The 20613-nt window shown below is 72.0% G+C and carries 17 protein-coding genes and 1 pseudogene; 11 read left to right on the forward strand and 7 right to left on the reverse strand.

Annotated features, from left to right (window positions below; all coding sequences use genetic code 11):
* Window positions 1-711: 711 nt before the first annotated feature.
* Together ODJ79_RS47245 and ODJ79_RS30170 are read left to right on the forward strand one after the other, a co-directional pair.
* A pseudogene (locus ODJ79_RS47245) lies at window positions 712-975 on the forward strand (carbohydrate-binding protein); the annotation flags it as partial.
* Between the two features lie 135 nt (window positions 976-1110).
* Entirely contained in the window at window positions 1111-3951 is a 2841-nt protein-coding gene (locus tag ODJ79_RS30170; RefSeq protein ID WP_263027000.1) for a GH92 family glycosyl hydrolase, read from the forward strand.
* Between the two features lie 53 nt (window positions 3952-4004).
* Here the strand turns inward: ODJ79_RS30170 and ODJ79_RS30175 are convergent, their stop codons facing one another.
* The 5 genes from ODJ79_RS30175 to ODJ79_RS30195 form a co-directional block, all read right to left on the reverse strand.
* Window positions 4005-5576, reverse strand: a complete 1572-nt coding sequence (locus ODJ79_RS30175) for a Na+/H+ antiporter (protein ID WP_263027001.1) — start codon at window positions 5574-5576, stop codon at window positions 4005-4007.
* A gap of 184 nt (window positions 5577-5760) precedes the next feature.
* Window positions 5761-7356, reverse strand: coding sequence for a GMC oxidoreductase (locus ODJ79_RS30180; protein ID WP_263027002.1), 1596 nt, complete (start codon window positions 7354-7356; stop codon window positions 5761-5763).
* 1 nt (window position 7357) lies between these two features.
* The gene (gene kstD / locus ODJ79_RS30185; protein ID WP_263027049.1) at window positions 7358-9025 is read right to left on the reverse strand and encodes a 3-oxosteroid 1-dehydrogenase; all 1668 of its coding nucleotides are present in this window, start codon (window positions 9023-9025) and stop codon (window positions 7358-7360) included.
* 151 nt (window positions 9026-9176) lie between these two features.
* The gene (locus tag ODJ79_RS30190; RefSeq protein WP_263027003.1) at window positions 9177-10232 is read right to left on the reverse strand and encodes an LLM class F420-dependent oxidoreductase; all 1056 of its coding nucleotides are present in this window, start codon (window positions 10230-10232) and stop codon (window positions 9177-9179) included.
* A gap of 1 nt (window position 10233) precedes the next feature.
* Window positions 10234-11328, reverse strand: coding sequence for a Zn-dependent alcohol dehydrogenase (locus ODJ79_RS30195; protein WP_263027004.1), 1095 nt, complete (start codon window positions 11326-11328; stop codon window positions 10234-10236).
* Between the two features lie 89 nt (window positions 11329-11417).
* Between ODJ79_RS30195 and ODJ79_RS30200 the strand changes: the two genes are divergently transcribed.
* The 4 genes from ODJ79_RS30200 to ODJ79_RS30215 are packed head-to-tail and all read left to right on the forward strand — an operon-like array spanning window position 11418 to window position 14167.
* Window positions 11418-12023, forward strand: coding sequence for a TetR/AcrR family transcriptional regulator (locus ODJ79_RS30200; protein WP_263027005.1), 606 nt, complete (start codon window positions 11418-11420; stop codon window positions 12021-12023).
* Window positions 12024-12064: 41 nt separating this feature from the next.
* On the forward strand, window positions 12065-12820 hold the full coding sequence (locus ODJ79_RS30205) for a glucose 1-dehydrogenase (protein WP_263027006.1): 756 nt from the start codon (window positions 12065-12067) through the stop codon (window positions 12818-12820).
* A 1-nt stretch (window position 12821) separates the two neighbouring features.
* A complete protein-coding gene (locus ODJ79_RS30210) occupies window positions 12822-13721 on the forward strand; it encodes an SDR family NAD(P)-dependent oxidoreductase (RefSeq protein WP_263027007.1) in 900 nt (299 codons plus the stop codon).
* Complete coding sequence (locus tag ODJ79_RS30215; RefSeq protein ID WP_263027008.1) at window positions 13718-14167, forward strand: pyridoxamine 5'-phosphate oxidase family protein; 450 nt, start codon at window positions 13718-13720, stop codon at window positions 14165-14167. Before ODJ79_RS30210 ends, ODJ79_RS30215 begins: the two co-directional genes overlap by 4 nt.
* Here the strand turns inward: ODJ79_RS30215 and ODJ79_RS30220 are convergent.
* Window positions 14139-14864: an SDR family oxidoreductase gene (locus ODJ79_RS30220; RefSeq protein WP_263027009.1), complete on the reverse strand. Its 726-nt coding sequence runs from the start codon at window positions 14862-14864 to the stop codon at window positions 14139-14141. The genes ODJ79_RS30215 and ODJ79_RS30220 overlap by 29 nt on opposite strands.
* A 46-nt stretch (window positions 14865-14910) precedes the next feature.
* On the opposite strand from ODJ79_RS30220, the gene ODJ79_RS30225 reads away from it, so the two are divergent.
* The 4 genes from ODJ79_RS30225 to ODJ79_RS30240 are packed head-to-tail and all read left to right on the forward strand — an operon-like array spanning window position 14911 to window position 18259.
* Complete coding sequence (locus tag ODJ79_RS30225) at window positions 14911-15648, forward strand: enoyl-CoA hydratase family protein (protein ID WP_263027010.1); 738 nt, start codon at window positions 14911-14913, stop codon at window positions 15646-15648.
* 57 nt (window positions 15649-15705) lie between these two features.
* Window positions 15706-16524, forward strand: coding sequence for a CoA transferase subunit A (locus tag ODJ79_RS30230; protein WP_263027050.1), 819 nt, complete (start codon window positions 15706-15708; stop codon window positions 16522-16524).
* Complete coding sequence (locus ODJ79_RS30235; protein WP_263027011.1) at window positions 16521-17213, forward strand: CoA-transferase subunit beta; 693 nt, start codon at window positions 16521-16523, stop codon at window positions 17211-17213. The genes ODJ79_RS30230 and ODJ79_RS30235 overlap by 4 nt, the downstream gene beginning before the upstream one ends.
* On the forward strand, window positions 17210-18259 hold the full coding sequence (locus ODJ79_RS30240) for an NAD(P)H-dependent flavin oxidoreductase (protein WP_263027012.1): 1050 nt from the start codon (window positions 17210-17212) through the stop codon (window positions 18257-18259). The genes ODJ79_RS30235 and ODJ79_RS30240 overlap by 4 nt, the downstream gene beginning before the upstream one ends.
* On the opposite strand, the gene ODJ79_RS30245 is transcribed toward ODJ79_RS30240, so the two are convergent.
* Entirely contained in the window at window positions 18243-19376 is a 1134-nt protein-coding gene (locus ODJ79_RS30245) for an acetyl-CoA C-acetyltransferase (RefSeq protein ID WP_263027013.1), read from the reverse strand. The two genes, ODJ79_RS30240 and ODJ79_RS30245, sit on opposite strands and share 17 nt — an antisense overlap.
* Window positions 19377-19444: 68 nt before the next feature.
* Between ODJ79_RS30245 and ODJ79_RS30250 the strand changes: the two genes are divergently transcribed.
* Entirely contained in the window at window positions 19445-20605 is a 1161-nt protein-coding gene (locus ODJ79_RS30250; RefSeq protein ID WP_263027014.1) for an acyl-CoA dehydrogenase family protein, read from the forward strand.
* Window positions 20606-20613: the final 8 nt, after the last annotated feature.

Genomic DNA, 20613 nt, shown 5'->3' on the forward strand with positions numbered 1-20613 from the left:
GGCTGCTCGCCGACCTGGGACGGCACTCGCGCGGTCTCGTCCGACACCGACGCCACCACGCTGATCAACCGGATCCGGTCCAACGGGGGCGACGTCAGCGTCTCGATCGGCGGCTACGGCGGCACCAAGCTCGGCCAGACCTGCGGCACCCCGGAGGCGACCGCGGCCGCGTACCAGCAGGTCGTCACGAAGTACGGGCTCAAGGCGATCGACTTCGACCTGGAGGAGCCGGAGTACGAGAACACCGCGGCCGTGCACAACGAGATCGGCGCGGCACGCATCCTGCAGCAGAACAACTCCGGCCTGTACGTGTCGATCACCACCGCGGGCACGGCGGCCGGCACCGGCTGGTTCGGCACGCAGATGCTCAACGAGGCCAAGTCGCAGGGCTTCACCCCGGCGAACTACTCGATCATGCCGTTCGACGGCGGGTTCAACGGGGCGAGCTCGCAGGTGGCCGCGCTCGAGCAGTTCCACACGCTGCTGATGAACACCTTCGGGTGGAACAGCGCCACGGCGTACGCCCACGAAGGAATCTCGCAGATGAACGGCCGCAGCGACTCCGGCGAGTACTTCCGGCAGGCCGACTTCCAGACCACATTGGACTACGCGACCAGCCACGGACTGGCCCGGTACACGTACTGGTCGGTCAATCGCGATCGGCAGTGCGCGGACCCGAATCAGAGCACCACGTCGGGCACCTGCAGCAGCGTGCCGCAGACCGCCTGGGAGTTCACGAAGTACACGACCCGGTTCGCCGGCGCCACGCCGCCGACCACCCCGCCGACCACGAGCCCGACCACCGGCAACCCGGGCACGTGCACGATCCCGGCGTGGAGCGCGACGGCGGTGTACACCGCGGGCAACCAGGTCAGTCAGAACGGGCACAAGTACACCGCGAAGTGGTGGACGCAGAACGAGTCGCCGGCCACCCACAGCGGTCAGTGGGACGTCTGGGCGGACAACGGCCCCTGCTGATCCACGCATTTTCCCGCGGGGGACGCAGGCGCGTCCCCCGCGATCGTAAGGCATTGACATATTCCTGTATATGGATGGAATCTGGCCTGACATCGTTGTCACTGACATCGTTGTCAGGGGGAGGAAGTCCATATGCTCCGAAGCGTCCTGGCCGCTCTCACCGGGCTGGCGGTGACCGTCCCGATCGGCGCCGCTGCCCAGGCCGCCGGCCCCACGGATCCCGTTTCGTACGTCAACCCGTTCATCGGCAGCACCAACCTCGGCAACACCTACCCGGGCGCGGTCAGGCCGTTCGGCATGCTCGCCTGGAGCCCGCAGACCTCCAGGGGCAACCAGGTCTCCACCCCGGCCCCGGGCGGCTACCAGTACACCGCCACCAAGATCCGCGGCCTCAGCCTGACCCATCTGAGCGGCGTCGGCTGCTCCGGCGCCAACGGCGACATTCCGATCTTCCCGTACGCCGGAAGCCCGGTCACCTCGCCCAGCGCCGACACCACCGACTCGGTATACGCCGGCACCTTCGCCCACGCCAACGAGGCGGCCGAACCCGGCTACTACCGGGTCGGCCTGGACAGCGGCGCCGGCGCCGAGCTGACTGTCACCGACCGCACCGGCATCGGCAAGTTCACCTTCCCCGCCGACAAGCCGGCCAGCCTGCTGTTCCGCACCTCGCTGTCGGAGACCGGCAGCACCGACGCGACCGTCCACATCGACCCGGCCACGCGAACCGTCACCGGGTCGGTCAGCGCCGGCAACTTCTGCGGCCCGCAGAGCACCGACAACTCGCACGCGTACTACACGCTGCACTTCGTCGCCACGCTCGACCAGCCGTTCGCGGCCACCGGCACCTGGAAGGACGGCACCCTCGCCCCGGACAGCACCGACGCCCAGGGCGGCAGCGGCTACACCGCCTCGGGCCGGCCGGTCGCCGGGAAGGGCTCGGGCGGCTACGTGACGTTCGCGCCGGGCACCACGGCGGTCACGATGCGCGTGGCCATCGCGTACACGGATCTGGCCGGCGCCGAACGCAACCTGGCGGTGGAGTCCCCGGATCGGATCGGTTTCGACCAGATCCGGGCGAAGGCCCGGGCGGCCTGGACGGCCCGGCTGAGCAGGATCCGGATCGGCGGCGGCACGGCCGACCAACTGACCACGTTCTACACCGCGCTCTACCATTCCGCGCTCGAACCCACGCTGACCAGCGACGTCGACGGCCGCTACTACGGCGCCGACGACCAGATCCACCGGCTCGCGCACGGCCAGCGGGCGCAGTACGGCACCTTCTCCGGCTGGGACCAGTACCGCGCGCAGGTGCAGCTTCTGGCTCTGCTCGACCGGCGGCAGGCGAGCGACTATGCGCAGTCGCTGTTCAACTACGCCACCCAGCGGGGCGGCGAATGGGATCGCTGGCTGCTGGAGCACGGCAAGACCTCGGTGATGTCCGGCGACCCGTCCGCCGCCACGATCGCCGCCATGTACGCGTTCGGCGCCCGCGACTTCGACGCCCGCGGCGCGCTCACGTCGCTGGTGCACGCCGCGACCGTGCCGACCGAGAACGACACGAAGGACGACGGCTGCAACGTGGAGTGCGTCGGCCAGCGCCCGGCACTCGACTTCGCGCTGGCCAACGGGTATGTGCCGGCCGACGACTGCCACTGCTGGGGCGGCGCCGCCGAAACGCTCGAGGACGCGGCCGCCGATTACGGCATCGCGCAACTGGCCGCCGCGCTCGGCGACCACCGGACCTACCGCGCCTTCCTCGATCGCTCACACAACTGGCGCAACGTCTACGACCCGGCCGCCCAGGCCGACCCGGGCCTCGCCCACAACATCCGCGAGCACATCACGACGATCACGGCGAGCGGCGAGAACGCGCCGTACGAGGGCAAGGCGCAGGCCTTCGACGGCGACAAGGGCACCAAGTGGCTCACCTTCGCCACCACCGGCTGGATCGCCGCGCAGCTCGACGCGCCGCTCACCGTCGACCGGTACGCGCTCACCTCCGGCAACGACGAGCCGGCCCGCGACCCGGCCGACTGGCAGCTGCAGGGCTCGGCCGACGGCAGCACCTGGACGACCATCGACACCGAGACCGGGCAGAGCTTCCCGAAACGAGGACAGACCAAGACGTACGCGGTGGCCGATCCGCAGCCGTACGCGTACTACCGCTTGACCGTCAGCAAGAACGGCGGCGCGGACATCGTGCAGCTCGGCGAGCTCGAACTGGCCGACCCGGCGGTGCCGACGCCGGCGCCGATCGACAGCCCGTACGTCGGCTGGATGCGCGACCGGTACCGCGACGGCACCTGGGCCGAGGGCTTCAGCCCGTCCACCGAGACCGGTTTCGTGGAGGGCACCAGTGCCCAGTACACCTGGATGGTCTACTCGGACGTGACCACGCTCGCGCAGAAGATGGGCGGGAACGACATCGCGGTCCAGCGGCTGGACTCGTTCTTCCGCAACCCGGACGGCACCTTCGACCTGAGCGCGACGAAGGGCACCCGGATCGACGTCACCAACGAGCCGGACATCCAGACGCCGTACCTGTACAACTACCTCGGCGCGGCCGCGCGGACGCAGGAGACGGTCAAGGCCATCATCGACACGAAATGGAACAGCGGCACCGGCGGCATCCCGGGCAACGACGACGCCGGCACGATGAGCGCCTGGTACGTGCTGTCCGCGCTCGGCCTCTACCCGACCGTGCCGACCCGCGCCGAGCTGGCCCTAACCACGCCGCTCTTCCCGCACGCCGTGGTCCGGCTGGGAAGCGGCCGCACGCTCGTCATCGACGCGCCGGGCACCGAGTCCGAGCACTACGTCAGCGCTCTGCGGGTGGACGGCCGGCCGACCACGAAGGCGTGGCTGCCGGCCCGCGCGGTGACGGCGGGCGCGCACCTGACGTACACGTTGAGCGCGACGCCCAGCGCGACGTGGGGCAGCGGCCCCGGCGACGTCCCGCCGCAGAACTGAGAAGACCCCCGCGCCGCCGGTCTCGACCGCCATCGGTCCGGCGGCGCGGGTCATCACAGCTCGTCGGTGTAGCGGGCGTCCTCGAGGTCGAGCTGGCGCTCGACGCGGCGGCGGGTCTGCTCGCCGGCCTGGCCGCTGTCGTGCAACCGGCGCAGCTCGGCCCGCTGCACCGCGACCACCGCCCGGCGCAGCGCCCGGTACTCGGCGTCCAGGCCGTCCGCCGCGGTCGACTCCCGGACCAGGTCGGCCCGGGTGGACAGGCTGCGCCGCACCCGGTCGGCGACCACCGGCGGGACCGACTCGGCGTCGAGCCGGCTGTCCACGTAGTCGATGGCCGTGTCGGCCAGGCGCAGCCGCACCTCGGCCAGTTCGGCGCGCTCGTGCTCGGCGGGCACCGCGAGGCCGGTGAGCCGCACCAGCGGGGCGAGGGTGAAGCCCTGCACGATCAGCGAGATCACGATGACCGTGGCGGCGATCGCCTGGAGCAGATCCCGGTACGGCAACGGCAGCCCCGCGCTGTCGGTGAGCGGGATGGACAGGGCCGCGGCCAGCGGGACCACACCGCGCGCGCCCGCCCAGGACAGCACCACCGGGACCCGCCAGGATCCCGGCAGCCGGGCCTTCGCCCCGCGCCCGCGCTGCCGGCCGCGCCGCCAGGCGGCGAGCGGGAACACCCAGGCGATCCGGACCACCAGCAGCACCACGGTGACCACCAGCCCGGCCAGCAGCCACGGCTGGTCGGCCGCGGAGAGCCGGCGGACGATGCCGGGCAGGGTGAGGCCGATCAGCGCGAAGATCACGCTCTCCAGCAGGAAGACCGTCGTGCTCTGCACCGCGGCGGCGTGCAGCCGGGTCGTCGGGGTGCTCAGCCGGGGCGCCAGGATGCCCAGCAGGACGCCGGTCACCACCACCGCGGTCACGCCGGACGCGCCGACCGCCTCCGCCGTCGTGTACGCGGCGTACGGCGCCATCACGATGATGACCGTCTCCACCACCGAGTCGTCGGTACGCCACCGCACCAGCGACGCCACCGCGGTGGTGAGCAGCCCGGCCAGCACGCCACCGCCGGCCAGCCGGAGGAACTCCAGCACCGTCTGGCCGGCGCTCAGGGTGCCCCCGGCGACCGCGACGGCGACCGCGATGCGGAACAGGATCAGGCTGGTCGCGTCGTTGAACAGGCTCTCCGCCTGCACCAGCACCTGCATCCGCGGCGGCAGCGCGAGCCGCCGGCCGAGCGCGGTCACCGCGACCGGATCGGTGCTGGCCAGCACCGCCCCGAGCAGGAAGCCGAGGGACAGCGGGATGTCGGTGATCAGGGTGGTGGCCACGGCGACCGCGCCGGCCGAGGCGAGCACCAGCCCGACCGACAGCACCGCCACCGGCTTCCAGGTGCGGCGCAGCTCGGGCCAGGACAGGTCCTCGCCGGACGCGTACAGCAGCGGCGGCAGCACGATCAGGCTGATGATCTGCGGGTCGACCTGGATCGCCGGCACGCCCGGCAGCAGCGCCACCGCCACCCCCACGGTGACCAGCAGCGAGGGTGGCGGGACGCGCAGACGCTCGGCGACGGCGGCGACCAGGGTCGCGGCCAGCACCAGAAGGAGAATGACCGGAACACCGTGCACGCCGCATCGCCCCCGGGCACACGCTAACAGTCCGGGTCAGCGCGCGACGATCAGACACCCTGGGCGTCCCGGCCCGCGCGGCGTGTCGCTCGGTCGCCGCCCGGGCCGGCTCGGCCGGCGTCTCTCAGAGCCCGTCGTTCTCTCTCAGAGCCCGTCGTTCTCTCTCAGAGCCCGTCGTTCTCTCTCAGAGCCCGTCGTTGGCGAGGATGTTCTCGATGTTGCGCTCGGCCAGGGCCGTGATGGTGACGAACGGGTTGACCCCGGTGCTGCCCGGGATCAGCGAGCCGTCGATCACGTACAGGCCCGGGTAGCCGGGCAGCCGCCCGTAGTTGTCGGTGGCCTGGTTGAGGATGCACCCGCCGAGCGGGTGATAGGTGAAGTCGTCGCCCCAGATCTTGTTCACGCCGAACAGGTCGCTGCGGTAGACGGTCACCTGCCTGGCGTTGATCCGGTCGAAGACCCGTTTCGCCGCGTCGATGGCCGGTTGGTTCTGGGCCGTCTGCCAGCTCAGATCGACCGCGCCGGTGGAGGTGTTGAAGGTGAACTGCGCGCGGTTCGGGTTCTTCGTGATCGCCAGGTAGAGGCTGATCCACAGCTCGGTGCCGGCCGGGAACGGCGCTATCTCGGCGAAGACCGGCCCGGCGGAGTCGGCCCAGTTGTCGATGCCCATGGCCGGCATGCCGGACTGGAGGGCGCCGGTGGTGTTCCAGATGTGGTTGGCCCGGGCGACCATCACGTTGCCGTTGTTGCCCCAGCCCTTGCCGACCGCGTCGGGCAGGCCGGGCAGCAGCCCCTGGGCGCGCATCGCGACGAGCAGCTTGCTGGTGCCGACGCTGCCGGCGGCGAAGAACACGCGATCGGCCCGGACCGTCTTGGTGGCCACCGTGGCGCCGCCGGTGTCGATCTGGTTCATCGTGACCGCGTAGCCGCCCGCCGAGCTCGGGGCGACCGCGGTGACCACGTGCTGGGCGGAGACGGTCAGCCGCCCGGTGGCGGCGGCCGCGGCCAGGTACGTCCGGTCCAGCGACCGCTTGCCGTAGTTGTTGCCGTAGATGACCTCGCTGGCCAGCGCCGAGCGGGTCACCGTGCCGGCCTGCTCCTGTTTCATGTAGCCGAAGTCGTACACGTTGTTGAGGAAGGTCGTGGTGTAGCCGGACGCCTTGGCCTGGTCGCGACTGACCCGGGCGTACCGGTAGCAGTCGGCGGTCTCGAACCAGGCGGTGTCGATGGCGTTGACGGCCAGCCCGGCGTTCGCCCGCGGGAAGTACGTGTCGTACATCGAGGCGACGTCGACCGACGGCAGGATCTGGGCGAAGTAGTCGCGCTTGGGCACGACCGCCATCCCGCCGTTGACCAGCGACCCGCCGCCGACACCGCGGCCCTGGTAGACGCGGATGCCGGCGAACTTCTCCGAGTCGAGCACGCCGGTGTACCGGCCGATCGACTTGTTGGCGTTGATGCCGAGGAAGTAGCCGAGCGGCTGATCGGTGGTGGTCCGCAGCCAGTACGAACGCTGGTCCGGGTTGAGCATGTCGCAGAACACCTTGCCGTCCGAGCCGGCCGTGTTCCACGCCATGCCCATCTCGACCACCGCGGTGGCGATGCCCGCCTGGGTGAGCCGCAGCGCGGCGACCGCGCCGCCGTAGCCGCTGCCGATGACCAGCGCCGGTACGTGGTCGCCGGACGACAGGGCAGCGCCGGCCGCGGACGCCTTGGCGAGCAGCGCCGCGGCGGGAGCGCCGAGCACGGCGGCCTTGAGCAGGGTGCGACGACTGGTCATCTCAGGCCCCCTCGGCGAGGTCGTTGGCGGCGATGTAGCCGAACGTCATCGCGGGACCGATCGTCGAGCCCGCGCCGGCGTAGCTGTGTCCCATCACCGCCGCGCTGGAGTTGCCCGCGGCGTACAGGCCGGCGATGACCGAGCCGTCCGCGCGCAGCACCCGGGATCGCGGGTCGGTGCGCAGCCCGCCCTTGGTGCCGAGGTCACCCGGCACGATCTTGCAGGCGTAGTACGGCGGCAGCCAGAGCGGCGCGAGGCAGGAGTTCGGGATGACCGCCGGGTCGGTGTAGTAGTGGTCGTACGCGCTGTCGCCGCGGTGGAAGTCGGTGTCCTTGCCGGTGAAGGCGAACCCGTTGAATCGGGCGACGGTGGCCGACAGCGCGGACGACGAGACACCGATCCGTCCGGCCAGGGCGCTCAGCGTGTATTCCTTGAAGACCGCGCCCGAGCTGTACCAGGAGTCCGGGAACGGCAGGGTCGGCGCGACGTCCCGGAACAGGTACCGGTTGCGGTAGTTCTGATCGAAGATGAGCCACGCCGGGATGTCCGGCGTGATGACGTTCTTGTCGTACATGACATGCACGACATCGCTGTACGGCGCGGCCTCGTTGACGAACCGCCGGCCGGCGCTGTTGACCAGGATGCTGCCCGGCAGGGTCCGCTCGGCGAGGCAGAAGTACGGCTCCTCGGGCAGCGGGATGGCCGGACCCCACCACGAGTCCTCGAGGAAGTCGGTGGCCGCGCCCGCGCGCAGGCCGGCCTGGATGCCGTCGCCGGTGTTCTCCCGGGCGCCGACCGTCCAGTCGACGCCGATCGGCTGCCGCTGGTAGGCCAGCCGCATCGCCAGGTTGTGCTCGAAGCCGCCGGCCGCCACCAGCACGCCGCGGTTGGCGGTGACGCCGGTCGCGACGCCGTCCTTGGTGACCACGACGCCGGTGACCCGGCCACCGGCGTCAAGCTGCAGGTCAGTCAGGGGCGTGTTGAGCCAGACCGGCACGCCCGCGGCGGCCAGCCCGGCGCGCAGCGCCCCGGCGAGCGCCTGGCCCATGGTGAGCGGCGTCCGGCCGGCCGCCACCGCCGCGGTGTAGCGGGCGACGCACTCGGTCGCGACGGCGGCGCCCTTCGCGTTGACCAGCGCGAGGTTGAGCCATTTGTAGTCGGCGCTGAACACCGTCAGACCGGCGGGCGTGGGCAGGTACGCCGGGTTGAGGTGGGCCAGCTCCGCGCCGAGCAGTTTGCCGTCGAACATGTCCGGCTCGATCGAGCGGCCCTGCGGCATCCCGCCGGGCAGCTCGGGGTAGTAGTCGGAGTAGCCGGACATGTAGCGGAACCGCAGCGGGCTGTTCGCCATCACGAAGTCGATCATCGATGGCCCGTTGTCGAGGAACGCCTGCTGCTTGGCGGTGGGCACGTCGCCGTTGACGACGGCGGCCAGGTAGGCGGCCGCCTTGGCCGGGGTGTCCGGCACCCCGGCGGCGAGGATGACCTGGTTGTTGGGGATCCAGATGCCGGCGCCCGAGCGGGCCGCCGATCCGCCGAAGGTGGGTGCCTTCTCCACCACGAGAACGCTCAGCCCGCGCTTGCTCGCGCGCAGCGCCGCGGTCATGCCCGCGGCGCCGCACCCGATGACCACCACGTCGTAGCTGGGCTGGGCGGCCCGCGCCGGCATGCCGAGCGCGGACGAACCGGCGACCAGGCCGGTTCCGATGGCTGCGGCGCCGGTGAGGACCTGGCGCCGGTTGAGGTGAGCGGACATCGCGAAGCTCCTCAAAGGTTGGAGCTAGAACGCGTTCTACTATCAGCCCGCTGTTAACAAGATGTCAAAGGGATGCGTCAATTAGAACTTGTTTCAAATCGGCAATGTCCTTGACCCGCTCCGCGCGCGAGCCGGCCAGCGGCGAGACGAGCAGCGTGGTAACCCCGGCGGCGGCCAGTGCGGCGACCTGGGTACGCAGCGAGGACAGATCGCCCACGAGCGACGTCGCGCGCACCAACGGCTCGGGCACCGCGGCGATCGCCTCGGCGCGCCGTCCGCTCAGGAAGTGCTCCTGGATCGCCGCCGCCTCCTGCGGGTAGCCGTATCGGCGTACGAGGTCGTTGGAGAAGTTCCGGCCCTTGGCTCCCATCCCTCCGATGTAGAGCGCGAGTTGCGCGCGGTGGCGGCCGAGCAACTGCTCGCTCGGCTCGGCGACCGCGAACGGCAGCGGCACCATGATGTCCAGCGGCCCGAGCGCCGGATCGCGCCGGGACAGGCCCTCCTGCAGAGCCGGGCCGAAGACCCGGGACAGCGCGGCCGGGTCGAGGAAGAGCGCCTGCCAGCCCTCGGCGACCTCGGCGGCGAGCGCGACGTTGCGCGGTCCCATGGCGGCCAGCAGGATCGGGATGCGGTCGCGGACCGGGCGGTTGATGAGCTTGAGCGGCTTGCCGAGGCCGGTCCCGGCATCGGCCGGCAGCGGGATCCGGTAGTGCGGGCCGTCGTGGACGAGCACCTCCCGGCGCCAGACCCGCCGGCAGATCTCCACCACCTCCCGGGTACGCGCGAGCGGCGCGTCGTAGGCGACCCCGTGGAAGCCTTCGATCACCTGCGGCCCGGAGGCGCCGAGCCCGAGCGAGAAGCGTCCGCCGGAGACGTAGTCGAGCCCGGCCGCGGTCATCGCGGTGAGCGTCGGCGTGCGGGTGTAGAGCTGCATCACCCCGGAGGCGAGCTGCATCCGGCTGGTCCGGGCGGCGAGGTAGCCGAGCTGGCTGACCGCGTCGAAGCTGTACGCCTCGGGCACCACCACCAGATCGGCGCCCGCCGCCTCGAACTCGGCGACCTCCTCGACCGCCGCGGCGAACCCTTCCCCGCTGTACCCGAGCTGAATGCCCAGCCGCATGTCAGGCGCCGGCGTCGTGGACGATCACCTGGCGGATGACGTCGCCGCGGCCGAGCGCGGCGAGCGCGTCCTCGACCTGCTCGAGCCGGATCCGGTGGCTGATCATGCCCTCCAGGTCGAGCCGGCCGGCCCGCCAGAGGGCGATCAGGCGGGGGAAGTCGCGCGGCGGGTAGGCCGAGCCGTACAGCGACGGGATGATCCGCTTGCCCTCGAAGAGCAGCTCGAACGGGCTGAACTCGACCTGGTGCTCGGGCCGGCCGGCGCCGACCAGGACGACGGCGCCGCCCCGGCGGACCGCGGTCCACGCCGTACGCAAGGTCTGCGGGACGGCGACCACGTCGAAGGCGTAGTCGAACCCCTCGCCCGCGGTGATCTCACCGATCAGGTCGCTGAGGGCCTCGGGCGCGACCGCGTGGGTGGCGCCGAAGCGGCGGGCCACCGCCAGCTTCTCCGGCACGGTGTCGACGGCCACGATGACGGACGCACCGGAGAGCCGGCAGCCCTGGATCGCCGCGATGCCGACGCCGCCGCACCCGATCACCACCGCGGTGTCCCCGGGGCGCAGCTCGGCTGTGTTGACGACCGAGCCGACGCCGGTCATCACGCCGCAGCCGACCAGGGCGGCCACCTCGTACGGCACATCCGGCTCGATCTGGACGGCGCCGATCCGGGGCACCACCATCTCCTCGGCGAACGCGCCGCAGCCGGCCATCCCGAACACCGGCAGATCGCCGGCCATGAAGCGGGGCATGGCGTACCCGGCCATCACGTGGGTCATGCAGAGGAACGGCATTCCCCGTACGCACTCGGCGCAGGTGCCGCAGGCGGGCAACCAGTTGACGATGACCCGGTCGCCGGGCGCGAGGTCGTCCACCCCGTCGCCGACCTCGAGGACGTCGCCGGCCGCCTCGTGACCGAGCACCGCGGGCACCGGCTGGGGCAGCCCGCCGTCGCGGGCGGACTGGTCGGAGTGGCAGACCCCGGCCGCGCGCACCCGGATCCGGATCTCGCCCGGGCCGGGCCCGAGCACCGTCACATCGTCGCGTATGTCGAGCTTCTCGCCGTCGCCGATGCCGTGGAGAACCGCTGCTCGCACCTCGCCACCCCCTCCTGAAATTAGAACGCGTTCTACGCTAGTGGCCGCGCCGAAACCGAGCAAGCGTTTGGCCAAGTAGGATCGGTCAGGTGACGACCACGAAGAAGGCCGCGCCCCCGTCGGAGCGCCGTGCCGATCTGATCCGGCTGGCCGCCGAACTGTTCGCCGAGAAGGGTTTCCAGGCCACCTCGGTCCGCGAGATCGCGAAGGCCGCCGGCATCCTCTCCGGGAGCCTGTACCACCACTTCGACTCGAAGGAGTCGATCGGCGACGAGATTCTCCGCGAGTTCATCGACGACGTGCTCGGGGCGTACCGGGAGGCGGTCGCCGGGACGGACTCCCCGCGGGTGGCGATCGAGCGGATGGTGCGGTCCAGCACGGCGGCGCTCAGCCGGCACCGGGCCGCCCTCACCATGCTGCAGAACGACTGGGCCTACATCAGCACCCTGCCGCGGTTCGCGTACCTGCGCACGGCGACCCGGGAGATCGAGCGGACCTGGATCTCCCAGTTGGAGCGCGGCAAGCAGAGCGGCGTGTTCCGGGCCGACCTCGACGCGCGGCTCACCTATCGGCTGCTGCGCGACATCCTGTGGATACCCACGTCGTGGAAGCAGGGCCGGGGCAAGTCGTGGAGCACCGACGAGATCGTGAACGGTCTGCTGCGGCTGCTTTTCGTCGGTATCAGCACGCCCTGACAGTGCTAGTCTCCCAAGCAATCGCTTGGTTGGAGGCTCGGATGGGGCGTCTCGACGGCAAAGTGGCACTGATCACCGGCGGCGCGCGCGGCATGGGCAAGTCGCACGCCCGGCACTTCGCCGCCGAGGGCGCGAAAGTCGTGATCGGCGACGTGCTCGACGACAAGGGGCAGGCGGTCGCCGACGGGCTCGAGGACTGCCGCTACGTGCACCACGACGTGACGAGCGAGGCCGATTGGGCGGCCGCGGTGGCGACCGTGCTCGACGCGTACGGGAAGCTGGATGTTCTGGTCAACAACGCCGGCATCCTGCGGCACGCGCCGATCGCCGAGATGGACCCGGCCGAGTTCCGCCGGGTCATCGACGTCAACCTGGTCGGCTGCTGGCTCGGCGTACACACCGTGGCGCCCACGATGATCGCGGCCGGCCGCGGATCGATCGTGAACGTCTCCTCGATCGAGGGGTTCGCGGGCGCAGCCGGGCTGTCGGCCTACAGCGCCAGCAAGTTCGGCGTCCGCGGCATCACCCGGTCGGCGGCGCAGGAGCTGGGTCCGCTCGGCATCCGGGTCAACTCGGTGCACCCCGGCGGCGTGCTCACGTCGATGTCCCTGTCGGTGGCCGAGCACATGACCGGGATCGACCCGGCCGCGTTCCTCAAGGCGATGCCGATCGCCCGGTTCGCCGAACCGATCGAGATCTCTCGCCTGGTCGCCTTCCTCGCCTCGGACGAGTCGTCGTACACGACCGGCGCCGAGTTCGTGGCCGACGGCGGGCTGCTGAGCGGGCCGGGGTACTGAGATGGCTTCCCTGGACGGAAAGATTGCGGTCGTCACCGGCGCCGGGCAGGGCCTGGGCGCGGCCGAGGCGGTCGCGCTCGCTCAGGCGGGCGCTCGGGTGGTGCTCAACGACCTGCCCGGCCCCGGCCTCGACGCGGTGGCCGCCCGCATCCGGGACGGCGGCGGCGAGGCGACCGTCCGCCCCGGCGACGTTGCCGAGTGGTCGACCGGCGAGGCGCTGTTGCGCGCGTACGACGGCCTCGACATCCTGGTGAACAACGCCGGCGTGCTCCGCGATCGGATGATCTTCTCGATGTCCGAACAGGAGTGGGACACCGTGATCCGGGTGCACCTGCGGGGTCACTTCGTGACCACCCGGCTCGCCACCGCGTACTGGCGGGACGTGAGCAAGGCACAGAACAAGCCGGTGTACGCCCGGATCGTCAACACCTCGTCGGAGGCGTTCCTGCTCGGCTCGGCCGGGCAGCCCAACTATGCGGCGGCCAAGAGCGGCATCGTCGGGCTCACCGTCGCCACCGCTCGCGGCTGCGCCCGGTACGGCGTGCGCGCCAACGCGATCTGCCCGCGCGCCCGCACCCGGATGACCGGGGAGCTGATGGGTCCCGCGCCGGAGGGTCCCGATCCGATGTCGCCCGACCGCGTCGCGCCGCTGGTGGTCTCGCTGGCCGGCCCGGCCGGCGAGCACATCACCGGCGAGGTCTTCGTGGTGCACAGCGACGTGGTGGCCGTGCTCGCCCCGCCGACCGTCCGGCAGACGTTCCACGCCGCGGGCAGCCAGTGGACTTCCGACGAGTTGGACGCCACGCTGAGCAGTGTGTTCACCGCCGACCCGCCGGTACCCGGCTTCGTCTGCGAGGACACCATGGCCCTGGCCGACGCCACCTTCGGGGAGAACTCGTGAAGCAGCGCGACATCGTGTCGATGCCCGCCGACGAAGTCCAGAAACTGCTCGAGAACGGCCGGAAGCTTCAGCTCGCCACGATCAACCCGGACGGCACGCCGCACCTGGTGAGCATGTTCTACGGGATGCGGGACGGCCGGATCGCTTTCTGGACCTACCGCGCCTCGCAGAAGGCGCGCAATCTCGCTCGCGATCCTCGGGTGACCTGCCTGGTCGAGGATGGCGACGACTACTTCGAACTGCGCGGCGTGCAGGTGAACGGCGTGGTGACCCGGATCGACGACCTCGCGGGCGTCACCGCGGTCGGCAAGCTGGTCGCCTCGCGGATGGCCGGGCAGGATGCCGAGGTGCTCGACGACTACGTCGCGCACGCGGCGGCCAAGCGCTGCGCCTACCTGGTCGAGCCGCGCCGCGTGCTCAGCTGGGACCACCGCCGGCTGCTCTGAGGTCCGCCAGATACGCCGGCCACTCGCCGCCGCCGTGCACGGCCAGCGCCGCACCGCTCAGGTAGGCGGCCAATGGCGAGGCGAGCAGCAGGCAGACGCCGGCCACCTCGGCCGGCGTCGCGGGCCGGCCCAACGGCACGGTGCGGGCGAGGGCGCCGGGATCCAGCCCGGCGTTGCCCACCGGGCCCGGGATCACGCTGTTCACCCGCACCGCGGGCGCCCACTCCACGGCCAGGCTGGTCGCGAGGTGGTGCAGGCCGGCCTTGGCCGCGCCGTAGGCGGCGAAACCGGGGGACGGCCGGGTGCCGCTGACGCTGCCCACCATGAGGATCTGACCGCCGCCCGGCTGCTCCTGCATGACCGCGTTGGCCGCCTGCGCGACGTGCAGCGGGGCGATCAGGTTGAGCTCGATGATCTTCGCGTGCAGCCGGGGCGAGGAGGTGGCCGCGGGGGCCGGTGGCCCGCCGCCGGCGTTGTTCACCAGCAGGTCGAGCCGGCCGAACCGATCCACCGCCGCGTCGATGAGCGCGGCGGCCTGCTCGGGATCGCGCACGTCGGCCCGGACCGCGTCCGCACCCGACGCATGGCGGCCGCAGACCAGCACCTGAGCGCCCGCGTCTCGGAAGGCGGACGCTATCGCCGCGCCGATTCCCCTGGTCCCGCCGGTGACGACCACCGCGCGGCCGGTGAAGTCCATCGGCCGATGGTAGCCGACCAAGCAAGCGCTAGGTTAGCCTGTCGCGATGGGCGTACACCTGGAGCGCGGCGCCGTCGCCGAGGTGGTGATCGACTTCCCGCCGGTGAACGCGGTGCCGGCGACCGGCTGGCTGGCCGTCGCCGATCTGGTGACCGCGGCCGGCGCCGACCCGGCGACCCGGGCGGTGGTGCTGTCCGCCACGGGTCGCGGGTTCTGCGCCGGCGTGGACATCAAGGAGATGCAGCGCGGTCCCGGCCACGAGGTGCTGCTGGCCGCGAACCGGGGCTGCGCCGCCGCGTTCGCGGCCGTCTACGACTGCCCGGTCCCGGTGATCGCCGCGGTGCACGGCTTCTGCCTCGGCGGCGGCATCGGCCTGGTGGGCAACGCCGACCTGATCGTCGCCGCCGAGGACGCCACGTTCGGCCTGCCCGAGGTGGACCGGGGAGCGCTCGGCGCGGCCACACATCTGGCCCGGCTGGTGCCGCCGCAGCTGATGCGCGCCATGGTCTACACCTGCCGTCCGGTCAGCGCCGCCGACCTGCACCGCTTCGGCACCGTGCACGAGGTGGTGCCCGCGGGCCGGCTGCGCGCCGCGGCGCGGGCGGTGGCCGAGGAGATCGCGGCCAAGGACCCGGTGGTGATCCGGCGGGCCAAGGAGGCGCTCAACGGCATCGACCCGGTCGACGTCAAGCGGTCGTACCGGTTCGAGCAGGGCTTCACCTTCGAGCTCAACCTCAACGGCGCGGGCGACCGCGCCCGGCGCAAGTTTGTCGAGGGCAGCTGAGGTGACCGCCGAGCGGGGCTGAGGTGTTTGTCGAGGGGAGCTGACGTGGGGATCGTCATGACGATCGGCGACGTGGTCGGCGAGCTGCGCGACGGGATGACGATCGGGATCGGCGGCTGGGGGTCGCGGCGCAAGCCGATGGCGCTGGTCCGGGCGATCGGCCGGGCCGGTCTGCGCGATCTGACCGTGGTCACCTACGGCGGCCCGGACGTCGGGCTGCTGGTCGCCTACGGGTGTGTGCGCAAGGTGGTCACCGGCTTCGTCTCGCTGGACAGCATCGCGCTGGAACCGCATTTCTGCCGCGCCCGGCAGGAGGGCGCGATCGAGCTGACCGAGTACGACGAGGGGATGCTCTACTGGGGACTGCTGGCGGCCGCCAACCGGCTGCCGTTCCTGCCGATCCGGGCCGGGCTGGGCTCGGACGTGCTGCGGGTCAACCCGTCGCTGCGGACGGTCCGCTCCCCGTACCCGGACGACACCGAGCTGGTCGCCGTGCCCGCGCTGACCCTGGACGCGGCGCTGGTCCACCTGAACCGCGCTGATCGGCACGGCAACGCTCGCTACCTCGGCCCGGATCCGTACTTCGACGATCTGTTCTGCCTGGCCGCGCGGCGCCGCTACGTCTCCTGCGAGCGGCTGATGAGCACCGCCGAGCTGATGGATGCCGGGCCGCCGCAGGGGCTGCTGCTGAACCGGATGATGGTCGACGGCGTGGTGGAGACCCCGCGCGGCGCACACTTCACCAGCTGCGTGCCCGACTACGGCCGGGACGAGGCGTTCCAGCGGGAGTATGCGACGTCCGGCTGGGATCAGTTCCGATCGGCCTATCTGGACGGCGACGAGGAGAGCTATCAGAAGGCGGTGGCCGCGCGATGACCCGGGCCGACGTCTGCGTGGTGGCGTGCGCCGAGGCGTGGCGCGGGGACGGCGCGGTGCTGGCCTCGCCGACCGGCCTGATTCCCCGGCTCGGGGCGCGGCTGGCGCAGCTCACCTTCGCACCCGACCTGCTGCTGACCGACGGCGAGGCGACGCTGCTGCGCGACGACGAGGTCGAGGGCTGGCTGCCGTACCGGGCGGTGTTCGGCGTGGTGGCGGCCGGTACCCGGCACGTGATGATGGGGGCGAGCCAGATCGACCGGTTCGGCAACCAGAACATCTCCTGCATCGGCGACTGGTCGCGGCCCGCCCGGCAGCTGCTGGGCGTGCGGGGCGCGCCGGGCAACACGGTCAACCATGCCACCAGCTACTGGGTGCCCCGGCACGCGCCGCGCGTCTTCGTTCCCCGGGTGGACATGGTCAGTGGTGTCGGCCACGACCGCGGCGCGATCGAGATTCGGGTGGTGGTGACGAACCTGGCGGTGCTGGACTTCGCCACGCCCGATCGGTCGATGCGGCTGCGCTCGGTGCATCCCGGAGTGTCGGTGGCCGAGGTCGAGGCGGCGACCGGGTTTGCGCTCACGATTCCGGCCGACGTTCCCACCACCCGGCAGCCGACGGCCGCCGAAATGAAAGCGATGGCGGAGCGGCTCGACCCGGAAGGCCTGCGGGAGAAGGAGATCCGGTGAGGACCCGGCTCACCGAGCTGCTCGGCTGCCGGCATCCGATCGTGCAGACCGGGATGGGCTACGTGGCCGGCGCCGGGCTGGTGGCGGCCACGTCGGCCGCGGGCGGCTTCGGGATCGTCGCGTCCGCGACGATGAGCGTCGAGCGGCTGCGGGAGACCATCCGGGAGATTCGCTCGCGCACCGATGCGCCCTTCGGGGTCAATGTACGCGCGGACGCGCCCGACGCGACCGACCGGATCGACCTGCTGGTCCGGGAGGGGGTCCGGTTGGCGTCGTTCGCGCTCGCGCCCAGCCGGGAGCTGATCCGGCGCTGCGCCGACGGTGGTGTGCTGACCATGCCGTCGGTGGGTGCTCGCCGGCACGCCGAGAAGGTGGCCTCGTGGGGCGTGGATGCGGTGCTGGTCCAGGGCGGCGAGGGCGGCGGGCACACCGGACCGGTCCCGACCACCCTGCTGCTGCCGCAGGTGGTGGACGCGGTCGGGATTCCGGTCGTGGCGGCGGGCGGGTTCTTCGACGGGCGGGGGCTGGTGGCGGCGCTGGCCTACGGCGCCGCCGGGATCGCGATGGGCACGCGTTTCCTGCTCACCTCGGACAGCCCGGTCGGCGCCGAGGTGAAGCGGCAGTACCTGGCCGCCACGGTCACCGGCACGGTCGTCACCACCCGGATCGACGGTGTACCCCACCGGGTGCTGCGCACGCCCTTCGTCGACGGCCTGGAACGCTCCAACCGCCTGGCCGGCCTGGTCCGGTCGGCACGGCACGCGGCCGCGTTCCGGCGGGAGACCGGGCTGTCCTGGCCGGCTCTGCTGCGGGCCGGGCGGGCGGCCCGGCACGGCCGCGAGCTGTCCTGGGCCCAGACGTTGATGGCGGCCAACACGCCGGCGTTGCTGCGCACCTCGATGGTGGACGGCCGCCCCGAGTCGGGCGTGATGTCGGCCGGTCAGGTGGTCGGCCTGATCGACGACCTGCCCTCCTGCGCCGAACTGATCGACCGCATCATGACGGAGGCCGACGAGTGCCTGGCCGCACTCACCCGCGCTCGATGATGGTGACGTTGGCCTGGCCGCCGCCCTCGCACATGGTGAGCAGGCCGTAGCGGCCGCCGCTGCGCTCCAGCTCGTGCAGCAGGCTGGTCAGCAGACGGGCGCCGGTCGCGCCCAGCGGATGGCCGAGGGCGATCGCGCCGCCGTTCACGTTCACCCGGGACGGGTCGGCGCCGGTCTCGCGCAGCCAGGCGAGCACCACGCCGGCGAAGGCCTCGTTCACCTCGAACCGATCGATGTCGCTCACCCGCAGGCCGGCCTTCCGCAACGCGTACGCGGTGGCCTCGATCGGCGCCGCCAGCATCAGCACCGGATCGCCGCCGCGCGCGGACAGATGCCGGACCACCGCCCGCGGCCGCAGCCGGTGCGCGGTCACGGCCTGCCGGGACGCCACCAGCAGAGCCGCCGCCCCGTCCGCGATCTGGCTGGACGACGCGGCCGTGGTGACCCCGCCGCGGCGCAACGGCTTCAGCGCCGCCATCCGCTCGGCCGACGTGTCCCGGCGCGGTCCCTCGTCGGTGTCGCAGTCCCCGACCGGTACGGTCTCGGCCCGGAACCACCCCTCGTCGATCGCCCGGATCGCGCGCCGGTGGCTCGACAGCGCCCACTCCTCGAGGTCCGCACGCGTCAGCGCCCATTTGGCGGCGATGTCGTCGGCGCTGCGGAACTGCGAGACCTCCTGATCGCCGTAGCGCGCCTGCCAGCCCACCGATCCGGCGTACGGCCCGGACGGCGCCATCGCGCTGCCGATCGGCACCCGGCTCATGCACTGCACCCCGCCGGCCACCACGAGATCGGCCGTCCCGCTCATCACCGCCTGCGCGGCGAAGTGCACGGCCTGCTGCCCCGACCCGCACTGCCGATCGACGGTCACGCCGGGCACGTGTTCCGGCAGCCCGGCCGCCAGCCAGCTGGTCCGGGCAAGGTCGCCGGACTGCGGGCCGAGCGTGTCCACACAGCCCAGGATCACGTCGTCCACGGCCGCCGGGTCGACGCCCACCCGGTCGAGCAGCGCCGCGATGACCTGCCCGCCGAGGTCGGCCGGGTGCACACCGGCGAGCCCGCCGCCGCGCTTGCCGACGGGCGCGCGGACCGCGCCCACCAGATACGCCCTCTCCACGGTTGACGCCCCTCCGCCGGATGGACTCTACTAGAACCTGTTCTAATCTATGACACCGGGCGGCCGCAATGCATGTGGGATACACACCCGAGCAGGAGCACCTCCGCCGGGAGCTGCGCGCGTACTTCGCCGGCCTGATGACGCCGGCCCTGCGCGCGGCGCTCACCAGCGACGAGGGCGAGTACGGCGACGGCACCGCGTACCGGGAAGTGGTTCGGCAGCTGGGCCGGGACGGCTGGCTGGCGCTGGGCTGGCCGGTCGAGCACGGCGGCGGCGGGCGGTCCCCGATGGACCAGCTCATCTTCGCCGACGAGGCGGCCATGGCCGGGGTTCCGGTGCCGTTCCTGACCATCTACACGGTCGGCCCGACCATCGCCCGGCACGGCTCCGATCAGCAGCGCGCCGAGCTGCTCCCCCGGATCGCCGCCGGCGAGGTGCATTTCTCGATCGGCTACTCCGAGCCGGACGCGGGCACCGACCTCGCGGCGCTGCGCACCCGCGCGGTCCGCGACGGCGACGAGTACGTGATCAACGGCCAGAAGATGTGGACCAGCCTGATCCGGTACGCGGACTACGTCTGGCTGGCCTGCCGCACCGATCCGGAAGCGCCCCGCCACAAGGGCATCTCGATGCTCGTGGTGCCGACCGACGCGCCCGGCTTCTCCTGGACGCCGGTGCGCACCGTGGCCGGGCCGACCACCAGCGCGACCTACTACAGCGACGTGCGGGTGCCGGTGTCGGCCCGGGTGGGCGCCGAGAACGAGGGCTGGCGGCTCATCACCGATCAGCTCAACCACGAGCGGGTGGCGCTCACGCCGGCCGCGCCGCTGCGCCGGGCCCTGGACGAGGTCACCGCGTGGGCGGTGGAGAACCGCCGGGTCGAGAAGGAATGGGTTCGGTTGCATCTGGCCCGGGTGCACGCCAAGACCGAGGTGCTCAAGCTGCTCAACTGGCGGGTCGCCGCCGGTGACGACGGTCCGCCCACCGCGGTGCGGGCGTCCGCCGGCAAGGTGTACGGCACGGAACTGGCGGTCGAGGCGTACCGCCTGCTCATGGAGGTGCTCGGCCCGGCCGCCACGGTGCGGGCCGGCTCGCCCGGCGCGCTGCTGGCCGGGCGGATCGAGCGGATGCACCGGTCCTCGCTGATCCTCACCTTCGGCGGCGGCACGAACGAGGTGCAGCGGGACATCATCGCGGCCGGGGCGCTCGGCCAGCCGGTCCGGCGTTAGGAGGCTCC

It is taken from the genome of Actinoplanes sp. KI2 (assembly GCF_025630775.1).
Classification (GTDB): Bacteria; Actinomycetota; Actinomycetes; order Mycobacteriales; family Micromonosporaceae; genus Actinoplanes.